This is a genomic window from Caballeronia sp. GACF4 (assembly GCF_023631025.1).
In the GTDB taxonomy this organism is placed as follows: domain Bacteria; phylum Pseudomonadota; class Gammaproteobacteria; order Burkholderiales; family Burkholderiaceae; genus Caballeronia.
Window position 1 is genome coordinate 46740 of record NZ_JALQDW010000027.1, and the last position, 18410, is coordinate 65149.

At 62.8% G+C, this 18410-nt stretch carries 18 protein-coding genes; 6 read left to right on the top strand and 12 right to left on the bottom strand.

What is annotated here, in order from left to right; all coding sequences use genetic code 11:
* Positions 1-308 precede the first annotated feature (308 nt).
* The 3 genes from NCR40_RS26145 to NCR40_RS26155 are packed head-to-tail and all read right to left on the bottom strand — an operon-like array spanning position 309 to position 2763.
* Positions 309-1097, bottom strand: a complete 789-nt coding sequence (locus NCR40_RS26145; protein WP_250511137.1) for a MipA/OmpV family protein — start codon at positions 1095-1097, stop codon at positions 309-311.
* A complete protein-coding gene (locus tag NCR40_RS26150) occupies positions 1094-1969 on the bottom strand; it encodes an alpha/beta hydrolase (protein ID WP_250511138.1) in 876 nt (291 codons plus the stop codon). The genes NCR40_RS26145 and NCR40_RS26150 overlap by 4 nt, the downstream gene beginning before the upstream one ends.
* 8 nt (positions 1970-1977) lie before the next feature.
* The gene (locus NCR40_RS26155; protein ID WP_250511139.1) at positions 1978-2763 is read right to left on the bottom strand and encodes a DUF4118 domain-containing protein; all 786 of its coding nucleotides are present in this window, start codon (positions 2761-2763) and stop codon (positions 1978-1980) included.
* Between the two features lie 161 nt (positions 2764-2924).
* Here NCR40_RS26155 and NCR40_RS26160 point away from each other — a divergent pair, with 161 nt between their 5' ends.
* Entirely contained in the window at positions 2925-3731 is an 807-nt protein-coding gene (locus tag NCR40_RS26160) for an alpha/beta hydrolase (protein WP_250511140.1), read from the top strand.
* 44 nt (positions 3732-3775) lie between these two features.
* Here the strand turns inward: NCR40_RS26160 and NCR40_RS26165 are convergent, their stop codons facing one another.
* From NCR40_RS26165 to NCR40_RS26185, 5 genes are all read right to left on the bottom strand, one after another.
* Positions 3776-4651 (bottom strand): YsnF/AvaK domain-containing protein, encoded by an 876-nt coding sequence (locus NCR40_RS26165; protein WP_250468165.1) that lies wholly within the window; start codon positions 4649-4651, stop codon positions 3776-3778.
* 62 nt (positions 4652-4713) lie between these two features.
* Positions 4714-5175, bottom strand: coding sequence for a YsnF/AvaK domain-containing protein (locus NCR40_RS26170; protein ID WP_250511141.1), 462 nt, complete (start codon positions 5173-5175; stop codon positions 4714-4716).
* Positions 5176-5214: 39 nt separating this feature from the next.
* On the bottom strand, positions 5215-5937 hold the full coding sequence (locus NCR40_RS26175; RefSeq protein WP_250511142.1) for a hypothetical protein: 723 nt from the start codon (positions 5935-5937) through the stop codon (positions 5215-5217).
* Positions 5938-6176: 239 nt separating this feature from the next.
* Positions 6177-7265, bottom strand: a complete 1089-nt coding sequence (locus tag NCR40_RS26180) for a zinc-binding metallopeptidase family protein (protein ID WP_250468168.1) — start codon at positions 7263-7265, stop codon at positions 6177-6179.
* A gap of 40 nt (positions 7266-7305) precedes the next feature.
* Positions 7306-8115, bottom strand: coding sequence for a transglutaminase-like domain-containing protein (locus NCR40_RS26185; RefSeq protein ID WP_244830261.1), 810 nt, complete (start codon positions 8113-8115; stop codon positions 7306-7308).
* A 480-nt stretch (positions 8116-8595) separates the two neighbouring features.
* Between NCR40_RS26185 and phaP the strand changes: the two genes are divergently transcribed.
* From phaP to NCR40_RS26205, 4 genes are all read left to right on the top strand, one after another.
* On the top strand, positions 8596-9138 hold the full coding sequence (gene phaP / locus NCR40_RS26190) for a TIGR01841 family phasin (RefSeq protein ID WP_250511143.1): 543 nt from the start codon (positions 8596-8598) through the stop codon (positions 9136-9138).
* Positions 9139-9246: 108 nt separating this feature from the next.
* Positions 9247-10851, top strand: coding sequence for an acyl CoA:acetate/3-ketoacid CoA transferase (locus NCR40_RS26195; protein WP_350029327.1), 1605 nt, complete (start codon positions 9247-9249; stop codon positions 10849-10851).
* Entirely contained in the window at positions 10848-12512 is a 1665-nt protein-coding gene (locus NCR40_RS26200) for an acetolactate synthase large subunit (RefSeq protein WP_250468172.1), read from the top strand. The genes NCR40_RS26195 and NCR40_RS26200 overlap by 4 nt, the downstream gene beginning before the upstream one ends.
* Positions 12509-13636 carry a zinc-dependent alcohol dehydrogenase family protein gene (locus NCR40_RS26205; RefSeq protein WP_250511144.1) on the top strand — a complete coding sequence of 376 codons (1128 nt, stop codon included), beginning with the start codon at positions 12509-12511 and terminating at the stop codon, positions 13634-13636. The genes NCR40_RS26200 and NCR40_RS26205 overlap by 4 nt, the downstream gene beginning before the upstream one ends.
* Positions 13637-13833: 197 nt before the next feature.
* Here NCR40_RS26205 and NCR40_RS26210 read toward each other — a convergent pair whose 3' ends face one another.
* The 3 genes from NCR40_RS26210 to tauA are packed head-to-tail and all read right to left on the bottom strand — an operon-like array spanning position 13834 to position 16510.
* Positions 13834-14652 carry an ABC transporter permease subunit gene (locus NCR40_RS26210; RefSeq protein WP_250511145.1) on the bottom strand — a complete coding sequence of 273 codons (819 nt, stop codon included), beginning with the start codon at positions 14650-14652 and terminating at the stop codon, positions 13834-13836.
* A gap of 50 nt (positions 14653-14702) precedes the next feature.
* Positions 14703-15482: a taurine ABC transporter ATP-binding protein gene (locus NCR40_RS26215; RefSeq protein WP_250511146.1), complete on the bottom strand. Its 780-nt coding sequence runs from the start codon at positions 15480-15482 to the stop codon at positions 14703-14705.
* Positions 15479-16510 (bottom strand): taurine ABC transporter substrate-binding protein, encoded by a 1032-nt coding sequence (gene tauA, locus NCR40_RS26220; RefSeq protein ID WP_250511147.1) that lies wholly within the window; start codon positions 16508-16510, stop codon positions 15479-15481. Before tauA ends, NCR40_RS26215 begins: the two co-directional genes overlap by 4 nt.
* Positions 16511-16900: 390 nt before the next feature.
* Between tauA and NCR40_RS26225 the strand changes: the two genes are divergently transcribed.
* A complete protein-coding gene (locus NCR40_RS26225; RefSeq protein ID WP_284507869.1) occupies positions 16901-17353 on the top strand; it encodes a YjjA family protein in 453 nt (150 codons plus the stop codon).
* Between the two features lie 138 nt (positions 17354-17491).
* Here NCR40_RS26225 and NCR40_RS26230 read toward each other — a convergent pair whose 3' ends face one another.
* Entirely contained in the window at positions 17492-18379 is an 888-nt protein-coding gene (locus NCR40_RS26230; RefSeq protein ID WP_250511148.1) for an SDR family oxidoreductase, read from the bottom strand.
* Positions 18380-18410: the final 31 nt, after the last annotated feature.

Here is an 18410-nt window from a genome sequence, read left to right on the forward strand (position 1 = left end):
TCGTGAATTAGATATTCATTCCGTTTTGGCGAAGCAGGGCACGCACAATGTGCCATATTCAAAATAATGCAGTTACTGAATAAGTCGCGGTGAAAATTGCAGCCTTTCAGACGTGAAGAAGGTCACGTGGGTCAAGTATGGCCAGCGACGTGGCTGGTTTTGTGCGCTAACGCACGTTGCGATGGAACGTAAGGGACGTCAAGTTCACGTCTTACTAAATGCGCGGAGTTTATTTCCAAAGCAAGCGCGTGAGGCCCGATATCTCAAGCTCTTTCGAATCTGTATGTAATCAAGTTGATAGATTGCGTTCAGAAGCGATATGCGACCGAGGCCATTCCGTTCACATCCAACCTGCGTTCTGTAATCGGGCTGCCGGCAGCGAAGCGTTCGAGCCGGCCAACGACTGCGACCAGGTTGGCCGACCAATGCGAAGAGATCGTGTAATTAGCGGCCAGATTAAAGTGGACGTCGCGCAGGCCCGAGCCGGTGGAGTATTGCGGCAATCCGGACGCCACGCTGTCTGGCTGTGAAACGCCGAAGAACGTGCGCGTATAAGCGCCATTGGCCCAAGTCAGCCCCGGCCCCGCCGACAGCAGCAATCTGCCGATGGGCGCGGAGACATAGAGATCCGCCATCGCGGTGAGTCCTTGCCCGGTGCCACCGATGTCCTGATAAACGGCTGTCGATCCGGTGAAGGCCCAGTACGTGTAATCGGCGAATAGTCGCAGCTTCGGTCCGTAGTGCACGTTGGGCAGGCCGTCGAGTCGCGCGTCATCGGGCGATGATCGCGACTGAAAGTCGAAACTCACCGACATGCCTGCGTGGTAGTTCTCCCCGCGCAGCACGTTGACGCCGAGCACGTCCGGACCTTGCGAAAAGATACGGTCGCGCCAGGAAATATCCTGCACGGGCAAGGGAAATACCTTGATCCGCGACGATCCCGGAAACTCGGGGAACACGTACAGTCCGGGCCCGATCGAGATTTTCCAGTCACCATTCGTTTGCGTGTCCGCGTCGGCGGCGTGTGCCGGTCCACATGCGAGCACGGCCGCAAGCGCCACGCAGGTGCGCGCGATGAACGTTTGCGCGCGCTTCATGCTCTTTTCGCGCCTGCAGCCGTTTGCCGGAGCCGACGCGCCAGGGCACGCGACATCACGGGACCTGTGCCATCGGTGGAGTCGCAGGCAGATGCGCTCTCGCGCAGGAACATCGTGCATTCGCGAGCCACCACTTCGCGCTCGTTGTCGGACGTGATCATGTGATAGGAGTCGTCGAGCCAGATGGTCCGCAAGAAAGAGGCGCCTACGTTTGCCGCGACGAATCGCGCGTTGTGCGGGCTCGAGGTCTCGTCGTCGATAGCGTGAATGACGAGGCAGTCGCTCGTGACGCGCTTCAGCTTGCCACGCGCCGATGCCGCGAGACGGCTGGCCTCGTGCAGCGCGGGCATCGAAATGGATGCCGGGCCGACTTCGCTGATCTCGCCTTTTTGCATCGCGCGTGCGATCTTCGTGCGCAGCGCTTCATTGCGCAGACCATAAGGCTCGTGCTCGCGATAGCGATAACGCGTACGCAACGGCGTGTAGTACGCCCAGTCGAGCAGGAATCGATACCACGGGATGGCCCAGCCGTCATAGTCGAGCGTGACCGAGAGCAACAGCAGGGCGCGCGCGGAAGGGCGTTCATGGGCGACCGCGGCGGCGAGCGCCGCGCCCATCGACAGGCCGCACACCGAAACGTGCCGATGCCGCGCCGCCAACGCGTCGAATTCCGCCACGGCCGCGCGCAGCCACTCTTCCATCGAAGCGTGTCCGGCGCCCGCGCTGTATCCGGGCAACTCCGGCGTGTGCGTTGCGAAGCCCTCTTCACCGAGATAGCGGGCGAGAAAGCGCAATTCGAGCGGCGAACTGGACAGGCCGTGCAGCAGCAGGACCGCGTGATCCCGGTTCTGGGCGGGGGGAAAGTAAGGCATGTTCATGGTCAGGCAGCCGAACGGAGGACGAGATAATCGCCGGATGGCGTGGCGAAGCGCTCGCAAACACATTCGACGGGCCGCCAGTCCTGCTCGTCCGACTGGAACCGGATACGGTGAAGCCCCGGCAGAAGGGCATCGCTGACGCGGGCAATATCTTCGCCGTGGGCATCGGCATGCTTGGCGCCATATGCGATGCCGGCGCGCGGCGCGTCATCGTCGATAAGCGGGGAATTCGCCGCCGCGACGAAATTGGCGGGCGAGACGCGCGTCGTCGGATCGAGCGCCTTGATGAGAATCAGCGAACGGTTGTATTGCGTGACGTGCTGGAGCATCCGGTGCATTTCCTCGGTCGCCCGGCGCGTGATGAGGCGTTCGTTGTCGTGACGCAAGAGCATCTCATAGCGCGACTGCGCCACCGAAGCGAGCAACTCGGCGCGATACTGCGCGCGCTTGAGCCGCTCGACGAGCGTCATCATGACGATAGTGATCAACGGATACGACACGAGTAGCTTGATATCCGCGCGGTCGAAGTCCTCGATGCGTGCATAGGGCGGCACGAAGAGAAAGTCGGCAATACACAGTCCGGCAAGCATCACGCAAATAGCCGGCGCTAGACCGCAGTAGTACTCGACGAGAACGGCGGCAATGAGAAACGCCGTTCCGGGCATGACGGGTCCAAGCAGCGGGTGCAGCAGCGTGCGGATGAGTGCGGCGGTAAAAAGCGCGCTTGCCGCGATGATCCATCGTTTGCCGCCGCGCGGCGCCCATCGGCGAGAATTACTGATATGCATGCTATTGCACGAGGCGTGTGACTGTCCTCGTGGTATCGGCGTTCCGGCGCGCGACTTTAATGCCATGTGAGGCATAACGGGCTTTCGCGGCGCGCGGGCGCTGGAATGATTATGCTTTCAACGTCTGAAAAAGCTTGATGATGTCGAACGAGAGAATTCGCATGCCCCTGCTGTCCCACGGTCTACGCTTTGCCATTGCCGCTTATCTGCTTGCGGCGCTGACGCTCTTTATGGTGCAGGACCGGATGCTTCTGCCTTCCACTCCGAGCGCGCCGGATCTTCGCACAGTCCCGCACGCCGGTGCAAGCGTCGACCTGTTGCAAGTGCGCGACCAATTCGCGGGCTATGTCGTCACTCCGGCCGGGCGCGAACCGCGCGGGACGTTCATGGTTTATCACGGTAACGAGGAGTCGGCCGACACCAAATTGCCGCTCGCCGACGTGTTCGTGCGCGACGGCTACAGGGTGGTGATCGTCGAGTATCCGGGGCACGGCAGACGCCCGGGAGAGCGCACGATGAAGGCGGCGCTGGCCGCATCGCGGGAAGCGTTGGCGGCCACCATCGCGCAGTGGCGCGGGCCGCTTTATCTCGTTGGGGAGTTGCTCGGTGCAGGCATGGCCGCGCAGGTCGTGAAGGGCAATGAAGCAGCGCTTGCGGGCGTCGTTTTGATCACGCCGTGGGACTCGCTCGCCGACGTCGCCGCCGAAAAATATCCGATTTTTCCGATCCGCTGGATGCTGCACGACGGCTTCGATTCCGTCGCCGCCGTGTCGCATTACGACGGCCCGCTCGTGATCGTGGGCGCGCAACTGGATACGCTGATCCCGGTGGTGCACGCGCGCCGCTTCGCAAACGAACACGAACGCGCGCGTTTCATGCTCCTGCCAACCGCCGATCATGACGACTGGTTCGGCGTCATGACGCAGGCGGACTGGCGGCAGGTCTTGCAGTGGATGCACGCCGGCTGACGAAGCCCGGCGCCGGCGTTTCCTCGTCGGTCAGTCGCGCGGGCTCAATGCGAGGTCGGCTTGACAGGCGCAACCGGGCTCACTCCGTCGATCGCACGCACCGGGTCGACGCTCTTGGCTTCGACGTGTTCGACTTCGACATCCGTGCCGCGCAGTGTCTCGTTGATCGTCTCGGTGCGCTCGGTTGCCTGCCGGCCCACGACGACTTCCTCGACGACATGCGCGGTCTTCGCGACGACGGCGTGTTCTGCCGTCTCTCGAATTTCCACGAAGCCTTCCTTCAGGTCGGCGGCCGTGGCGGGCCGGTCGACCGGACGGCGCTCGATCGTCGCATGCTCGTCACGCAGATTGACGGTCTCGCTGACAGGCGTTGCAGTGGCGCGCGAATAAACGCGCACGCCGCCGGTTTCGACTTCGCGCTTGCCGACTTCGAGCGACTCACGCGTCACCGCAAATGACTGGCGATCGGCCAGCACTTCATCCGAAGTCAACGGTTTCGCGGATGCATCGAAGCCCGCATAACCGCCGCTTTTCCAATGCGCCACGCGTTCGTCGATATCCACGACGCCCGCCTCGTGCATCGTCGAACGCACGAGCGGCACCTGTGATTCTTCCTTCACGTTGACCGTGAGTAACGCGCCACCGCGACGAACCGCTTCCTGATAGTTGCCGATGTCTTCCGACCGGTCGTCGCCAGCAAACATGTTGCCGAAGAAATTCTCGATCTTGCCGACGATGCCGACTTCTTCCGTGGCGGCGGAAGCTGGTCGATCTGCAACCACGGGACGTTCCGCGCCGCTCGTCTCGTCACTGGCGTGCACTTCCATGTCGGCGCGGTCCAGACCGCCTTCCACGAGACGCGCGACCGCGCTTTCGGCTTGCTGAAACGAATCGAATACACCAACGATTGCTTGAGTCATGTTTTGCTCCGGGTAATTTTGAGTGATTTGAATGGCGGCCAGACGTTGCTTCGAAGAACGGCTCAGGAAGATGTCTTGCCCGAGCCCGAGGACGGTATCGCGGGGTCCGCAATCCAGTCTCCAACCGTTCCAGCGCGCCTTTCCACGACGACTTCCTGACGTTGCAACTCGGCTCTGTGCACGTCATTTTTTTCGGTCACTACAGTGGTGATGCGGATTTCTTCCTTGAGCATCAGCCTCAGTTCGGTCACGGGCACGTACTCGAACACGGGCACGACCAACGTGTCGCCTTCATGGCGCGGCGCAAACTCCGCGTCCACGAAACGATTGAGGGCAACGCGTTCTATTCGTGCCGTGCGGTTGTGCAGAACGACAGGCACCTCGCGCGACTCGGTGTGCGTCACGACACGAACGCGCACCATGCCGGTTTCGAGCGTTTCCGTCGATACGTGCAGACGTTCTTCAGTGGCGGTCAACGTCGACGTTTCCACGACACCTGTCGCCGTTCGATTCTGCGTGCTCATGCGCGACTCCAGGTTTCGTGGATCAGTCGGATAGGGCGTTTAGCGTGTGACACGGTTGTCCGGCGCAAGGCGTCCTGCGGCACCGGCGCGCAAGGCGACGTCATCGCGAGCGCTGCTGCTTGCATCTTCGAACGGCGGTTGGTGACGGAATCCCGCACCACCCGACACGATCGCGATGATCGCGCCGACGAGAAGTGCAGCGAACGAGAACCACGAAGCGCGGGCGACGCCGCGTGCGGCGGTATCGGCGGCCTGACGTGCATCGGCTTCAGCTTGCGGGCCGGATGCAGCGGCCGTTGCGGAAGCAACCGCGCCTTGAACCTGCGCCTTGAGCGAACCCAGCATCGTGCCGCTTGCGGCCGAAGGGTTGGCCGCGGCGGTAGCCGTTGCACCGGTCGATGCGATGCTGCCTGCCGCATTCACTGCGCTGCCGACGAGCGACGTTGCGCCGTATGCCATCGCGATGATCATCACGGCCCATGCAAGCAGGCCATGCAGCCAGCCAAGAACCGGCGCGCAACGCCCTGCAAAATAGGAGCCGATGAACACGGCGATGACCGTCATCACGATCATGTAGGCGCCGGAGCCGAACGCGAAGCCTCGCGATGGATCGGGCTGAGTCAGTGGCGACAGCACCGATGCCCCGATAGCGGTTCCGAGCACCGTCAACATGAGGTACGCGATCAGCGAGAGGATGACTCCCGCGATGACGGCGCCCCATGAGACGCGGGGTAGACCATATTGTGTAGTAAGCAGGCGCATAGCGGTATCCAAAAAAATTTAGGAAGCCAAAACAGGCACGTCTAGTGAGCAACGCGTGCTGACCAACTTGTAGGTGCAATCACCATTCCCACGAAGTACCGGAGGCGGCTTGAACCGGCATGGACGAAGGTTCGCGCATGCGGTCGGGAGCAAATAGGTGGGATCTGCTTGAGGGTGTCGCGCGGCGGGCGAAGAACACTTATCGCCGCGTTGACCTATCAATGTCCTTCAATGCGGACTCAGGGCGAGTTTGCTTCCACGCGATCGTGTTCATGCTCGAGGCTCTGCGCCTCGATCAGACGATGGATGAACCTCAGCTTTTTCACGGCGCCAGGTGCGAGCGTGAACGGATACGGGTCCGGCATGCCGAGGCTTCGGTTAAGGCTGTTCATGGCGTACGTCAGCATCGTCCATTGCTTCATCAGCAATTCGAAACTCGGCGAGTGAGGCAGCACTTGCGCGGCGAAGTTAGGACCTTTGCGGCTCACCGGCGCGATGTTGATGCCGCATGCGCGCGCGGTGCCGGTGGTATCCACGATATGAAGATAGTGCGCCCAGGTTTCCGCCCAGTCTTCCCAGGGATGCATGGTCGCGTAGGCGCTGACGTGATTCGTCGCCCAGTCGGCAGGCGCGCCGTTGCGATAGTGGCGGGAAAGCGCTTCGCTGTAACTCGCCCGGTCATCGCCGAAGAGCGTGCGGAACGACGCCGTTCGCCGCGCGCCCACCACGAGGCGATCGAAGTAGTAGTGGCCGATCTCGTGTCTGAAGTGACCGAGCAAAGTCCGGTAGGGCTCGCGCATGGCGATGCGTACGCGTTCGCGACGCACGTCGTCTGCCTCGGCGATGTTCATCGTGATGAGGCCGCTATGATGTCCCGTCAGCACCTTTTTGCCGCGGCGGCTTTCGAGAAACTCGAATTCGAGCCCGGTTTCCGGATGCTCCTTGCGTGTGTCGACCCGCAATCCCAGCACGGCGAGCGTGTACAGCAAACGACGCTTCGCGGCTTCGAGTCTGGCCCAGTAATAACGACGGCGCGGCGCTTTCAGATTCGGGATCACGGCGGTCAGACGGCAAGAATGACAGAACGGGTCCGGCGAGTCTTCCGGCACCATCCAGTTGCAAACCTTTTCGACCGAATAGTTGTGGCACGGCTTGTAGCGAACGTCGCCGTCCGCCGGCTTCGCTTCCCACCGAGGCCCCTTCAGCTTGACGAATGCGCTCATCTCGCCCGTTTCCGGAATGAAGCCGAGCATCGACCCGCAGCGTTCGCATTGAACGTTTTCGAAGAAGATGAGATGTCCGCAGTCGGTGCAGTGAAACGCTTTCATAACGGACGATTCGTGGGCGTTCTGAAGGTGGACGCGAAGGTCATTCGCACGGCTCGCAAATCACCTTGAAGTCGACCAGCGCCGCGCTCCCGAAGGTCATGCTGATAGGCACGTCGGTCGCATCGCGGCCGCGCGCCATGAGTACACGGCCAGTGCGCGGTGCGTTGTTGCGCGGATCGAAAGTCTGCCAGGTTCCGCCGAGATAGGCTTCGAACCATGCACAGAAATCCTGGTCCGCATAAGGCGGCGGCAGGTTCACGTCGCTGATATAGCCGGTGCAATACCGCGCCGGAATGTTCAGGGCGCGGCAGAGCGCCACCGCGAGTTGCGCGTAATCGCGGCACACGCCGATGCCTTCCTGATGCGCTTCGGAAGCCGTGCGCGTGGGCCGTGCCGTCTTGTAGTCGAACTTGATGTGTGCGTGCACGTAATCACAGATGGCGAGAACCTGGGTTCGCCCTTGCGGCAGTCCGCCGAACCGTTGCCACGCGAAGTTGGAAAGCAAGTCGGTTTCGCAATAGCGGCTGCCCAGCAGAAACTGTAGACACTCGTCGGGAAGTTGTTCGACCGGGAGTTGACCATCTTCCAGGGGATAGCTTTCCGGCGTATCGGGCACTTCGAGCACGCCTTCGGTCGCCACGACGAGCGGACCCACAGACGGCGTCACGATACGCGTGCACAAGTTGCCGAAGCCGTCGTAATAGTGCGTGAACGCGAGCGGCGGATCGAACGTAATGCGATCGGCAACGACGACCTTGTCCGACATGGAAGGATGCGTGTTGAGCATGAGCACCGCAGGCGTGGCCTGAGTGCAGTTATAGGTCAATTGAAAACCGACGCGGAGCTTCATGGAGGTGGGTCCAAAGGATTAACGGGCGTACTAGGGCGATCAACCGAACGCCTCGACCTTCGACACGACCCAGGAGATTTTGCCAGCTTCGCCAAGCGCCGCCATTCACCTGATGTATGCATCGGATGAGGACGTTCTTGTTGCATGCCAGCATGAGATGACTTGTCTCAGCAACATCGGGGCCTGGAACCATCGATGCTTGTGAATACACGATAACACCATTACTTTGTCCCAATGCTTTGGAAAGAAAAGCAGCTTCCACTCCGAAGCGCGCCAAGACCGGTTCATTCGACTTGACGCATCTTGCTCGAATCGCTTCAAGGGTGTCGCCGATGGAAAACATCAGGAAACCGAAAGATCACGAAAACTTCGCTTGACGCATGCGACCACTCCCGTATGATGGACTCATTGTTGCAATGCAGCAAAAACGGGCGCCGTACCCACGGATCGGCTCGTACGTACCTCTTTATGGAGCGGACAATGTTTCCTATTCTTCAATCATCGGCACCGGCGGCAACGGCACAACTCGAAGCGTTTTTCGGCATCACGAAGCGCTATGCGATGGGACTTCAACAGCTTGCCGATCTGAATGTGCAGACGGTCAAGGCTGTGTTCGAGGAAAGCGCCTCGGTCCTCACGTCGGGTTCGGACGTGAAACCGGGCGACTTCATGGGTTTTCAGTGGACGCTGTTCGCGGAAGTGCCGGAGAAGTCGGCCGCTTATGCGCGCCACTTCTTCCAGATCGTTCGTGAGACGGAAGCCGACATCCTCAAGGAAGCGCGCAGCCAGTACGAGCAATACGGTTCCGGCATGAAGGGCGCGTTCGAATCGGCCATGCAGCAAGGCTCGTCGCAAGTGCAAAAGTCGATTGCTTCGATATCGGATGTGGCCTCGTCCGCGCATGCGGCAAGCGCTGCGCCCAAGCTCATTCTCGATGCAAGCGAGAGCACGGTGGATAGCGTGACTGGTGCGACCAACGCCAGCATCGAGCTATTGAACACCAGCCCCAAACATTCGGCGTGAAGTTTCCGGGAATGTGACATCCGTCGCCAACGCCCGCTTAAGCGGGCTTTTTATTGCGGCCACGCCTGGAGCACTCCGGTGATTTTGCTGGCTTAGAGAGGTCCCGCCATGACAGACAAGATTGCGACCGCCGACGAAGCGATCGGACTGATCCGCGACGGCGACGCCGTCTGCTGCTCGGGATTCGTCGGCATCGGTACACCCGATGAATTGCTGATCGCGCTGGAACAGCGTTTCCGAAGCTCCGCCACGCCACGCGATCTGACGGTCGTTTTCGCCGCCGCACCGGGCGACGGCGGCGAGCGCGGACTCAACCGCATCGCGCTGCCGGGGCTCATCAGGCGCGCTATCGGCGGACACTGGTCGCTCGTGCCGAAGCTTGCACGCATGGCGACCGACGACCTGATCGAAGCCTACAACCTTCCGCTCGGCACGATGTCGCATCTGTTCCGCGATATCGCGGCGCATCGCGCGGGCACGATCACACAAGTCGGAATCGGTACGTTCGTCGACCCGCGGCTTGGCGGCGGAAAGATCAACGCGAGCACGACGGAAGAGCTCGTCAGCGTCATCGAGATCGATGACAAACCGTGGCTGCTCTACAAAGCCTTTCCGCTCGACGTGGCGCTGATTCGCGGCACCACGGCCGACACCGACGGCAACATCACGATGGAGCGCGAAGCGCTCGTGCTCGACGCGCAAGCTATCGCCATGGCCGCGCATAACGGCAAAGGTCTGGTGATTGCGCAAGTGGAGCGGATCGTTCCAAGCGGCACGCTCGATCCGCGCGCGGTGGTGGTGCCGGGCATTCTCGTCGATCGCATCGTGCTCGCGTCCGCCGGCGCGCAGCCGCAGACATACGGCACGGCCTATGACCCAGCGTTCTCCGCCGAAACGAAAGCCGTGGTCGGCGAGATGAAAAGCCCCGTGCTCGACGAGCGCAAGGTGATCGCACGCCGTTGTGCGTTCGAGTTGCCGCCAGGCGGCGTCGTGAATCTCGGGATCGGCGTGCCTGAAGTGGTGGCGGCTGTCGCGGGCGAGGAGCACTTGCTGAGTCATCTGACCTTGACCGCCGAGCCAGGCGTGATCGGCGGCATGCCGCTCGGCGGCCTCGATTTCGGCGCCGCGATCAATGTCGATGCGCTCCTGCATCAGAATCAGCAATTCGATTTCTACGATGGCGGCGGTCTCGATCTCGCCTGCCTGGGCATGGCCGAAGTGGACCGCGGCGGCAACGTCAACGTGAGCCGCTTCGGCGCGCGGCTCATCGGCGCGGGCGGCTTCATCAACATCAGTCAGAACGCGCGCTCCGTGGTGTTCGCGGGCACCTTCACGGCGGGCGGACTCAAGGTGCAGATCGAAAGCGGGCGGCTCGAGATCATCGCGGAAGGCGCGAAGAAAAAGTTTGTGGAGCGCGTCGAACAGATCACTTTCAATGGCGAATTCGCGGCCGCGCGCGGTCAGCCCGTGCTGTATGTGACCGAACGCTGCGTGTTTCGTCGCGTGCCCGAGGGACTCGAACTCACGGAGATCGCACCGGGTATCGATCTCGAACGCGATATCCTCGCGCATATGGACTTTGCGCCCATCGTGCGTCAGGTCCGGCTAATGGACCCGCGCATCTTCCTTCCGCAGATCATGGACCTGTCGACCATTCTCACCGAGCGCGGCGCAATGACCCGCGAACTCGCGTTGCAAGGAGACTGCCAATGAAAGCATCCGACCTGTTTGTCAGGGCGCTCGAAAACGAAGGCGTCGATCGTATCTTCGCCGTGCCGGGCGAGGAAAACCTAGATGTCGTGGAATCGCTGCGCAAATCGAGCATTCAGCTCATCGTGACGCGCCATGAGCAGTCGGCGGCCTTCATGGCGGCCACGCACGGTCGTCTGACCGGTCAGCCGGGCGTGTGCATGGCGACGCTCGGTCCCGGCGCGCTGAACCTCGTCACCGGGGCGGCTTACGCGCAACTCGGCGCCATGCCGATGATCCTCATCACCGGCCAGAAGGCCATCATGACCTCGCGGCAGGCGCGCTTCCAGATCGTCGATATCGTGGCGACGATGAAGCCACTCACCAAGGCATCGCGGCAGATCGTGAGCGGCGCGAGTATTCCGACGGTCATACGCGATGCGTTCCGGCTCGCCGCCGAAGAGCGTCCCGGCCCCGTGCATCTCGAACTCCCGGAAGACGTGGCGGCCACCGAAGTGAGCGACGACGTGGGCATCGTTCCCAGGCATCCGGTCGAACTGCCCGTCGCGCATGACGCCGCGATCGAACGCGCCGCGAACTTGCTGATGCACGCCGAACGGCCGCTCGTCATGTTCGGCGCGGCGAGCAACCGGCCGCGGCTCGCGGGCCAGTTGACCGACTTCATTCGCCGCACCGGCATTCCGTTCTTCAACACGCAGATGGGCAAGGGCACGGTCGCGGCTATCGGCAACGACGAAGCCACCGAGCTGTGGATGGGCACGGCCGCGCTCAGCGAGCGCGACTATCTGCACGAAGCGATCGACCGCGCCGACCTGATCCTCGCAATCGGTCACGACACGGTCGAAAAGCCGCCGTTCTTCATGGGACCGAAGGGGCCGCAGGTGATCCATGTGGGCTACACGCCCGCCAATGTCGAGCAGGTGTTCTTTCCGCATGCGGAAGTGGTCGGCGATCTGGGCTTGAGCCTGTCGCGCCTCGCCGCGCGCGTCGAAGGCAGGTTGCCGTGCGCGGGTGCGCTGGCGCCGCTGCGCGAAGGCATTCTGAAGCGCACGCTCGACCGCGCCGACGAATCGCGCTTTCCGCTGACGCCGCAACGGATCGTCCACGACGTGCGCGAAGTCATGCCCGCCGATGGCATCGTCGCGCTCGACAACGGCATGTACAAGATCTGGTTCGCGCGCTGTTACCGCACACGCAGCGCCAACACGCTGCTCCTCGACAACGCCCTGGCGACGATGGGCGCAGGCCTTCCATCCGCGATGATGGCCGCGCTTCTCCACCCCGAGCGGCGCGTGATGGCGGTGTGCGGCGACGGCGGATTCATGATGAATTCGCAGGAGCTGGAAACCGCGGTGCGGCTGAAGCTGAACCTCGTGGTGCTCATCATTCAGGACGACGCGTACGGCATGATTCGCTGGAAGCAGGCCGTCGACAAGTTCATCGACTGGGGCCTCACCTTCGGCAATCCGGACTTCCTCAAGTATGCCGATGCCTACGGCGCGAAAGGGCGGCGCGTAGAATCGGCCGAAGGGCTGGTTCCGGCGCTGGAGGGCGCGTTCGAGGACGGCGGCGTGCAGCTCGTGATCGTGCCGGTAGACTATTCGGAAAACATTCGCGTGCTTGTCGAGGAACTCGGCAACCGCGGCATCGAGGGGACGAAATGAAGATCAAGGCAGCAGTTCTGAACGCGATGGGTACGGCCACGCCTTACGCGGAATCGAAGCCGCTTCGCATCGAAGAGGTCGAGCTTGCGCCGCCCGGCCCGGGCGAAGTGCTGATCAAGGTCGCGGCGGCGGGGTTGTGTCACTCGGATCTGTCGGTCATCAATGGCGACCGGCCTCGTCCCATGCCGATGGCGCTTGGGCATGAAGCGTCCGGCATCGTCGAGGAACTCGGCGCGGGCGTGACCGATTTGAAAGTGGGCGATCACGTGGTCGTCGTGTTCGTGCCGAGTTGCGGACACTGCGCCCCGTGCGCCGAAGGGCGGCCGGCGTTGTGCGAGCCGGGCGCGGCCGCGAACGGCGCCGGCACGCTGCTGTCCGGCGAGCGGCGGCTTTCGCATGGGGGCGAGCCGCTCAACCATCATCTCGGCTGCTCCGTGTTCGCCGAGTACGCGACCGTTTCGCGCCGCTCGGTCGTGAAGATCGATCCCGCCGTGCCGCTCGGCGATGCCGCGCTCTTCGGCTGCGCGGTGCTCACGGGCGTCGGCGCTGTCGTCAACACGGCGCAGGTGCGAGTCGGTGCGTCGGTGGCGGTGATCGGGCTGGGCGGTGTCGGTCTCGCCGCGCTCATCGGTGCACACGCGGCGGGCGCGCGGCAGATCATCGCCATCGACCTGGCCGACGACAAGCTCGAACAGGCACGCGCGCTCGGGGCCACGCATACGGTCAACGCGGGTCAGGACAATGCGCTCGAACAGATTCGCTCGCTGAGTTCGGGCGGCGTCGAATTCGCATTCGAATTCGCGGGCTCGACTCGCGCGCTGGATCTCGCGTATCGCATCACGCGTCGCGGCGGAATGACGGTGACCGCCGGGCTGCCGCCATCGACCGCCAACTGGCCGCTGCCGGCGGTGAGTCTCGTTGCGGAGGAACGCACGTTGAAGGGCAGTTATATCGGCACGTGCGTGCCGTCACGCGATATTCCCCATTACGTCGATCTCTATTCGCAAGGCCGCTTGCCCGTGAACAAGCTGCTCACGGGACGCCTGAAGCTCGACGAGATCAACCATGGCTTCGACCTGCTGCATGAGGGAAAAGCTATTCGGCAGGTGGTCGTGTTCGATTGATTCGGCTTGACCACGGGTAGCCGCATGAAGTCGTTCGCGAAGGAAGGCAATCGCGCCTTGCCTTCGCGGACGATGTCTTTCGGTTCGCGAAGCTGCCTTGTGACCGCCGCAGCCCATCGAGAAGCGAGCTTCGACGACCGCTTGAGAAAAGCATCGCGCTTGTCTTCGCTGCGATGATTGCGTGAAAGGCGCGCTTTTCAACGCCCTTTCCACGGCACGAGCCGCCGTTCCAGCGCGCGCATGCCGAAGTCGAAGATCCACGCAATCGCACCGATGAGCACGATGCCCATCACCACTACGTCGGTGCGCAGAAAGCTCGACGCGTTCAGCACCATCTGTCCGAGACCGGCGTTAGCCGCGACCATTTCCGCCGCGACGAGCGTGGTCCAGCCAAAGCCGACCGCTATGCGCAAGCCCGTCAGAATCTCGGGCAACGCGGCGGGCAGCACGACATGCCGCACCACTTGCCGGAAGCTCGCGCCGAGCGACCACGCGGCGTTCACCTGCTCGGTGGTCGCGCTGCGCACGCCCGCGCGCGCGGCCATGGCGATCGGCGCGAAACACGCGAGCCAGATGACGACGATCTTCGCGGTTTCATCGATACCGAACCAGATCACGACGAGCGGCAGATAAGCGAGCGGCGGCAGCGGCCGGTAAAACTCCAGAGGCGGATCGAGCACGCCGCGCGCAATCCGGTTCACGCCCATCAAAATGCCGACCGGCACCGCCGTCACGACCGCGAGCGCGAACGCGCCGAACACGCGAATCGCGCTCCACAGCAGATGCTCCGATAGCGGCAGACCGCCCTGAATGCGCCCGTGCACGGCATCGATGAAAGCACGCCACACGGCCTCGGGCGACGGCAGAAAAAGCGGTGGTAACCAGTGAAAATGCGTGGTCGCCCACCACAGCACGGCGATCGCCACGACGCATAACGTGCTCGGCATCGCAGTGGGTCCTGCGCCCGGCATGCCGCGATAGCGCTTGCCACGCTTCGCGCGCCGGGCGCGAGGCACAGCCGCGTTTTCCGAGGGTGGAGCGAAGCGGGCCTCCTGAACGGGCTGCGTCACACGGCCTCCGTGATAGGACGATGCAATCGCCGCGTCAGACGCTCGCGCCACTCGATGAACGCGGGCGATGCCTTCACCGCGCGGGCATCGCGATTCGCGACGTACTCGCGCGAGAACGGCAGTTCGTGCACTTCCTCGATACGGCCCGGACCCGGCGTCATCAAGACGAGACGCGTGGCGAGAAAGAGCGCTTCCTCCACGCTATGCGTGATGAAAAACACCGTCTTTTGCGTGCGCGCCCAGACATCGAGCACGAGTTCCTGCACGGTTTCGCGCGTGAGCGCATCGAGTGCGCCCATCGGTTCGTCCATCAGCAGCACTTCGGGATCGCTGGCGAGCGCCCGCGCGATGCCCACGCGCTGCTGCATGCCGCCCGACAGCGCATAGACCTTCGCGTGCTCGTATTGCGCGAGGCCGACGAGGGCAAGCGTGCGGCGCGCGATCTCGCGACGCTTGTCGCGCTTGACGCCGCGAAAGCGTAAGCCGAGCGCGACGTTGTCGAGCACGTCGAGCCAGGGCATGAGCGCGTACTTCTGGAACACGACGCCGCGTTCCGCGCCCGGCCCGAGAATCGGCTCGCCGTTGAGCGACGCTTCGCCTTCGGTTGGATCGAGAAAGCCTGCAAGGCAATTGAGCAGCGTGGTCTTGCCGCATCCGGAAGCGCCGAGCGCGACGACGAACTCGCCGCTGCCGATTTGCAGATCGACGCCCTTGAGCGCGGGCGCGCTCGCGCCTTCATACGTGACGCCGAGATTGCGGATGGACAGCGAAGTCATTTCGCGGCCTGCTGCGCGAAGCGCGGATCGACGCCCGTCGAATAGTCAGCAAGGACGTTCTGGATCGTGCCTTGTTGCTTGAGGAACTGTGCGGTGGCCGTGAGCGACTTTGCAGCGCCGGATTGCTGACCGCCGCCGAGCCAGGTTGGCGACGCCTGTTCTCTCGCGCTTGGAAAGGCGTAGAGCGAGAGACTCGCGGGCACGTCGGCGGCGGTTGCACCGGACTCTCGCGCCACGGCCTCGACCTGTTTCGAACCGGCGGTCCAGTCGGCTTTGTGATCGCGGTATTGCGCGTCGGTATCGGCGAGCACCTTGGTGAGACCCGCCATGAACGCGGCGTTGTCCTGCGCGAACTTGCGCGAGGCGACGAAGCCATCGAAGGTCGCCTTGCCGCTTTCCTTCGCAACTTCGCCCGATGTCACGAGCACCTTGCCGTTCTGCTTGACCTTGGCGAGCACCGGGTCCCAGATGTAGGTCGCGTCGATATTGCCGCGTTCCCACGCCGCCGCCACTTCAGGCGGCCGCAGGTTGACGATCTTCACCGATGAAGGATCGACGCCCGCCTGCTGCAACGCCACGAGCGCATGAAAATGCGAGGTCGATACGAACGGCAGGCCCAGCGTCTTGCCCTTCAGATCAGCGAGCTTCGTCACGCCGGAGCCGTTGCGCACGACGAGCGCTTCAGCGTCGTTGATGTTGTCGAGAATCCAGAAGAGCGAGAGATCGACGCCTTGCGACAGGCCGGCCGCGATCGGGCTCGACCCTGCTTCGCCCACGTGTATCGAGCCGGACGCCAGCGCGCGGATCACGTCCGCGCCGCTGCCTAGCTTGCGGTACGTGACCTTGTAGCCGGTCGCCTTTTCGACCGCGCCGCTTGCCTGCGCATAGCGCCACGGCACGACCATGTCCTGATAGCCGATGACGACCTCGCGTGTCTCCGCGCGCGCGTGCATCGGTGCGAGAACGACGGTTCCAAGTGCAAAAGAGGCGAGGCTGGCGAGGAGTTGACGACGGGTCGTGTGTTTCATGGAGCAGGCGCTATGGTCGTTGTAAAGCCTTCGACTATAGGCACTTCACGTGCCGCGGCTACCAATGTTTTATGCGTAGCAAATCACATCGCGACTGCTTTGGTCTTCATTGAAACCGCACCCTGATGCGCGGCGTAAAAAACGGCGCGACACTTGGCGCCGACGTTCGAAGATGCGCTCCGCATGCACGAGCCGATCGCACAGTTCGACAAGTCGGACCGTTTAGGCAAGCGCATCGGGTCGACATTCCGTAAGCTTGTCTGAACGCGTGGCGCGCGTGCATTGCTCGATCTCGCGAGCACTGTTTCATCGAAGGGTTCGAGTCCGGGTCGCCGCTTCTTCGAAACGCACTATAGTGGAGGATGTTTTCAACGAAGAGAGAGGGCTCGCATGATCTCACGCACTCGTTCCACCCTGGCCGCTACGATGTTCGCCGCGACGCTCGCGTATGTCCCCGCCGCGCATGCGCAGCTCGGCAATCTGCTCAATCAGGGGGGCAATAGCGGAGCCGGTGGCGGACTGAGCAGCCTCGGCAGTCTGGGCAGCGGGATGTCGTTGCAATCGCTGACATCGAACAGCACGGGCAACGTAGCCGGCGTGCTCCAGTATTGCATCAAGAACAACTACCTCGGCGGTGGCGCTTCATCGGTCAAGGACGGCTTGATGAGCAAGCTGCCGGGCGGTGCATCGACGAGCGATAGCGGATACACCGACGGCTCCAAGGGCATTCTCAATAGCGGCAGCGGCAAGGTCGATCTGAGTGGCGGCGGGCTCAAGGAGCAGATTACCAAGCAGGTCTGCGACAAGATACTGTCGCAAGGCAAGTCGTTGCTGGGTGGTTGACGGTTTGACGTCGGCAAGTGAACGCTTCCGCGAGAGCGTCCTCGACGTTTGCGTCGAAGACACTTCACCGCCACCTAAGCGATCCAAAAGCGATGCGCAGCGCTCTCATGCCGAGGCGCCGCGCCGCGCGTTCAAGCGTTAAATATACCGCGCCTCGTCCAGATCGGCGATCAACGTCGGCCCGGTCGGATGCCAGTCGAGCCGCGCCTGCGTCAACGCGCTCGATGCGGGCATGTCCAGACCGACGAACATGGCCATCCATCCGAAATGCGCGGCGGCTTCCTCCGGCGCGACGGAAACGGCCGGCAGCTTCAGGCCTCGTCCCAGCGACTCGGCGATCTCACGGCTGCTGACGCCTTCTTCACCCACTGCGTGATATCGCGCGCCCCGTTCGCCCTTTTCCACGACCAGCCGATAAAGCCGCGCGACATCCGACAGATGACCCGCCGGCCAGCGGTTCTGGCCATCGCCGACATAAGCGGATACGCCTTTCTTCCGCGCGACCTCGACGAGCGGCGTAATGAGTCCCTGCTTGAACGGATTGTGGACTTGGGGCAGCCGCACGACCGAGACGTTGATGCCCGCGTCCAGCAACGCATGACCCGCGAGTTCCGACGCGATGCGCGGGTTCGGATGACTCGCGTTGAACACATCCTCGCTCGCCGCCTCGCCATGCGCGCCACCGCCCATCCCGGTTCCCGACGTGATGACGAGCGGCCGGTCCGAGCCTTCGAGCGCCGAGCCGAGCGCGGCAATGACGCGCTTGTCCTTCTCGCAGTTCTCGACGAACCTCGAGAAGTCGTGATCGAAAGCCGTGTGGATGACGGCGTCTGCTTGCGCCGCGCCAGCGACGAGACTGTCCGGCTCTTCCAGCGTGCCGCGATAAACCTCGGCGCCCGCTTTCTCGAGCGTTTGCGCACCCGCGTCGGAGCGCGTCATGCCGAGCACCTGATGCCCGGCGCGAATGAGTTCGGTAACGAGGGCCGAGCCGATAAAACCGGTCGCGCCTGTCAGAAAAATACGCATGGTCAAAGCTCCCTGGTCGTGACCCGCTTAC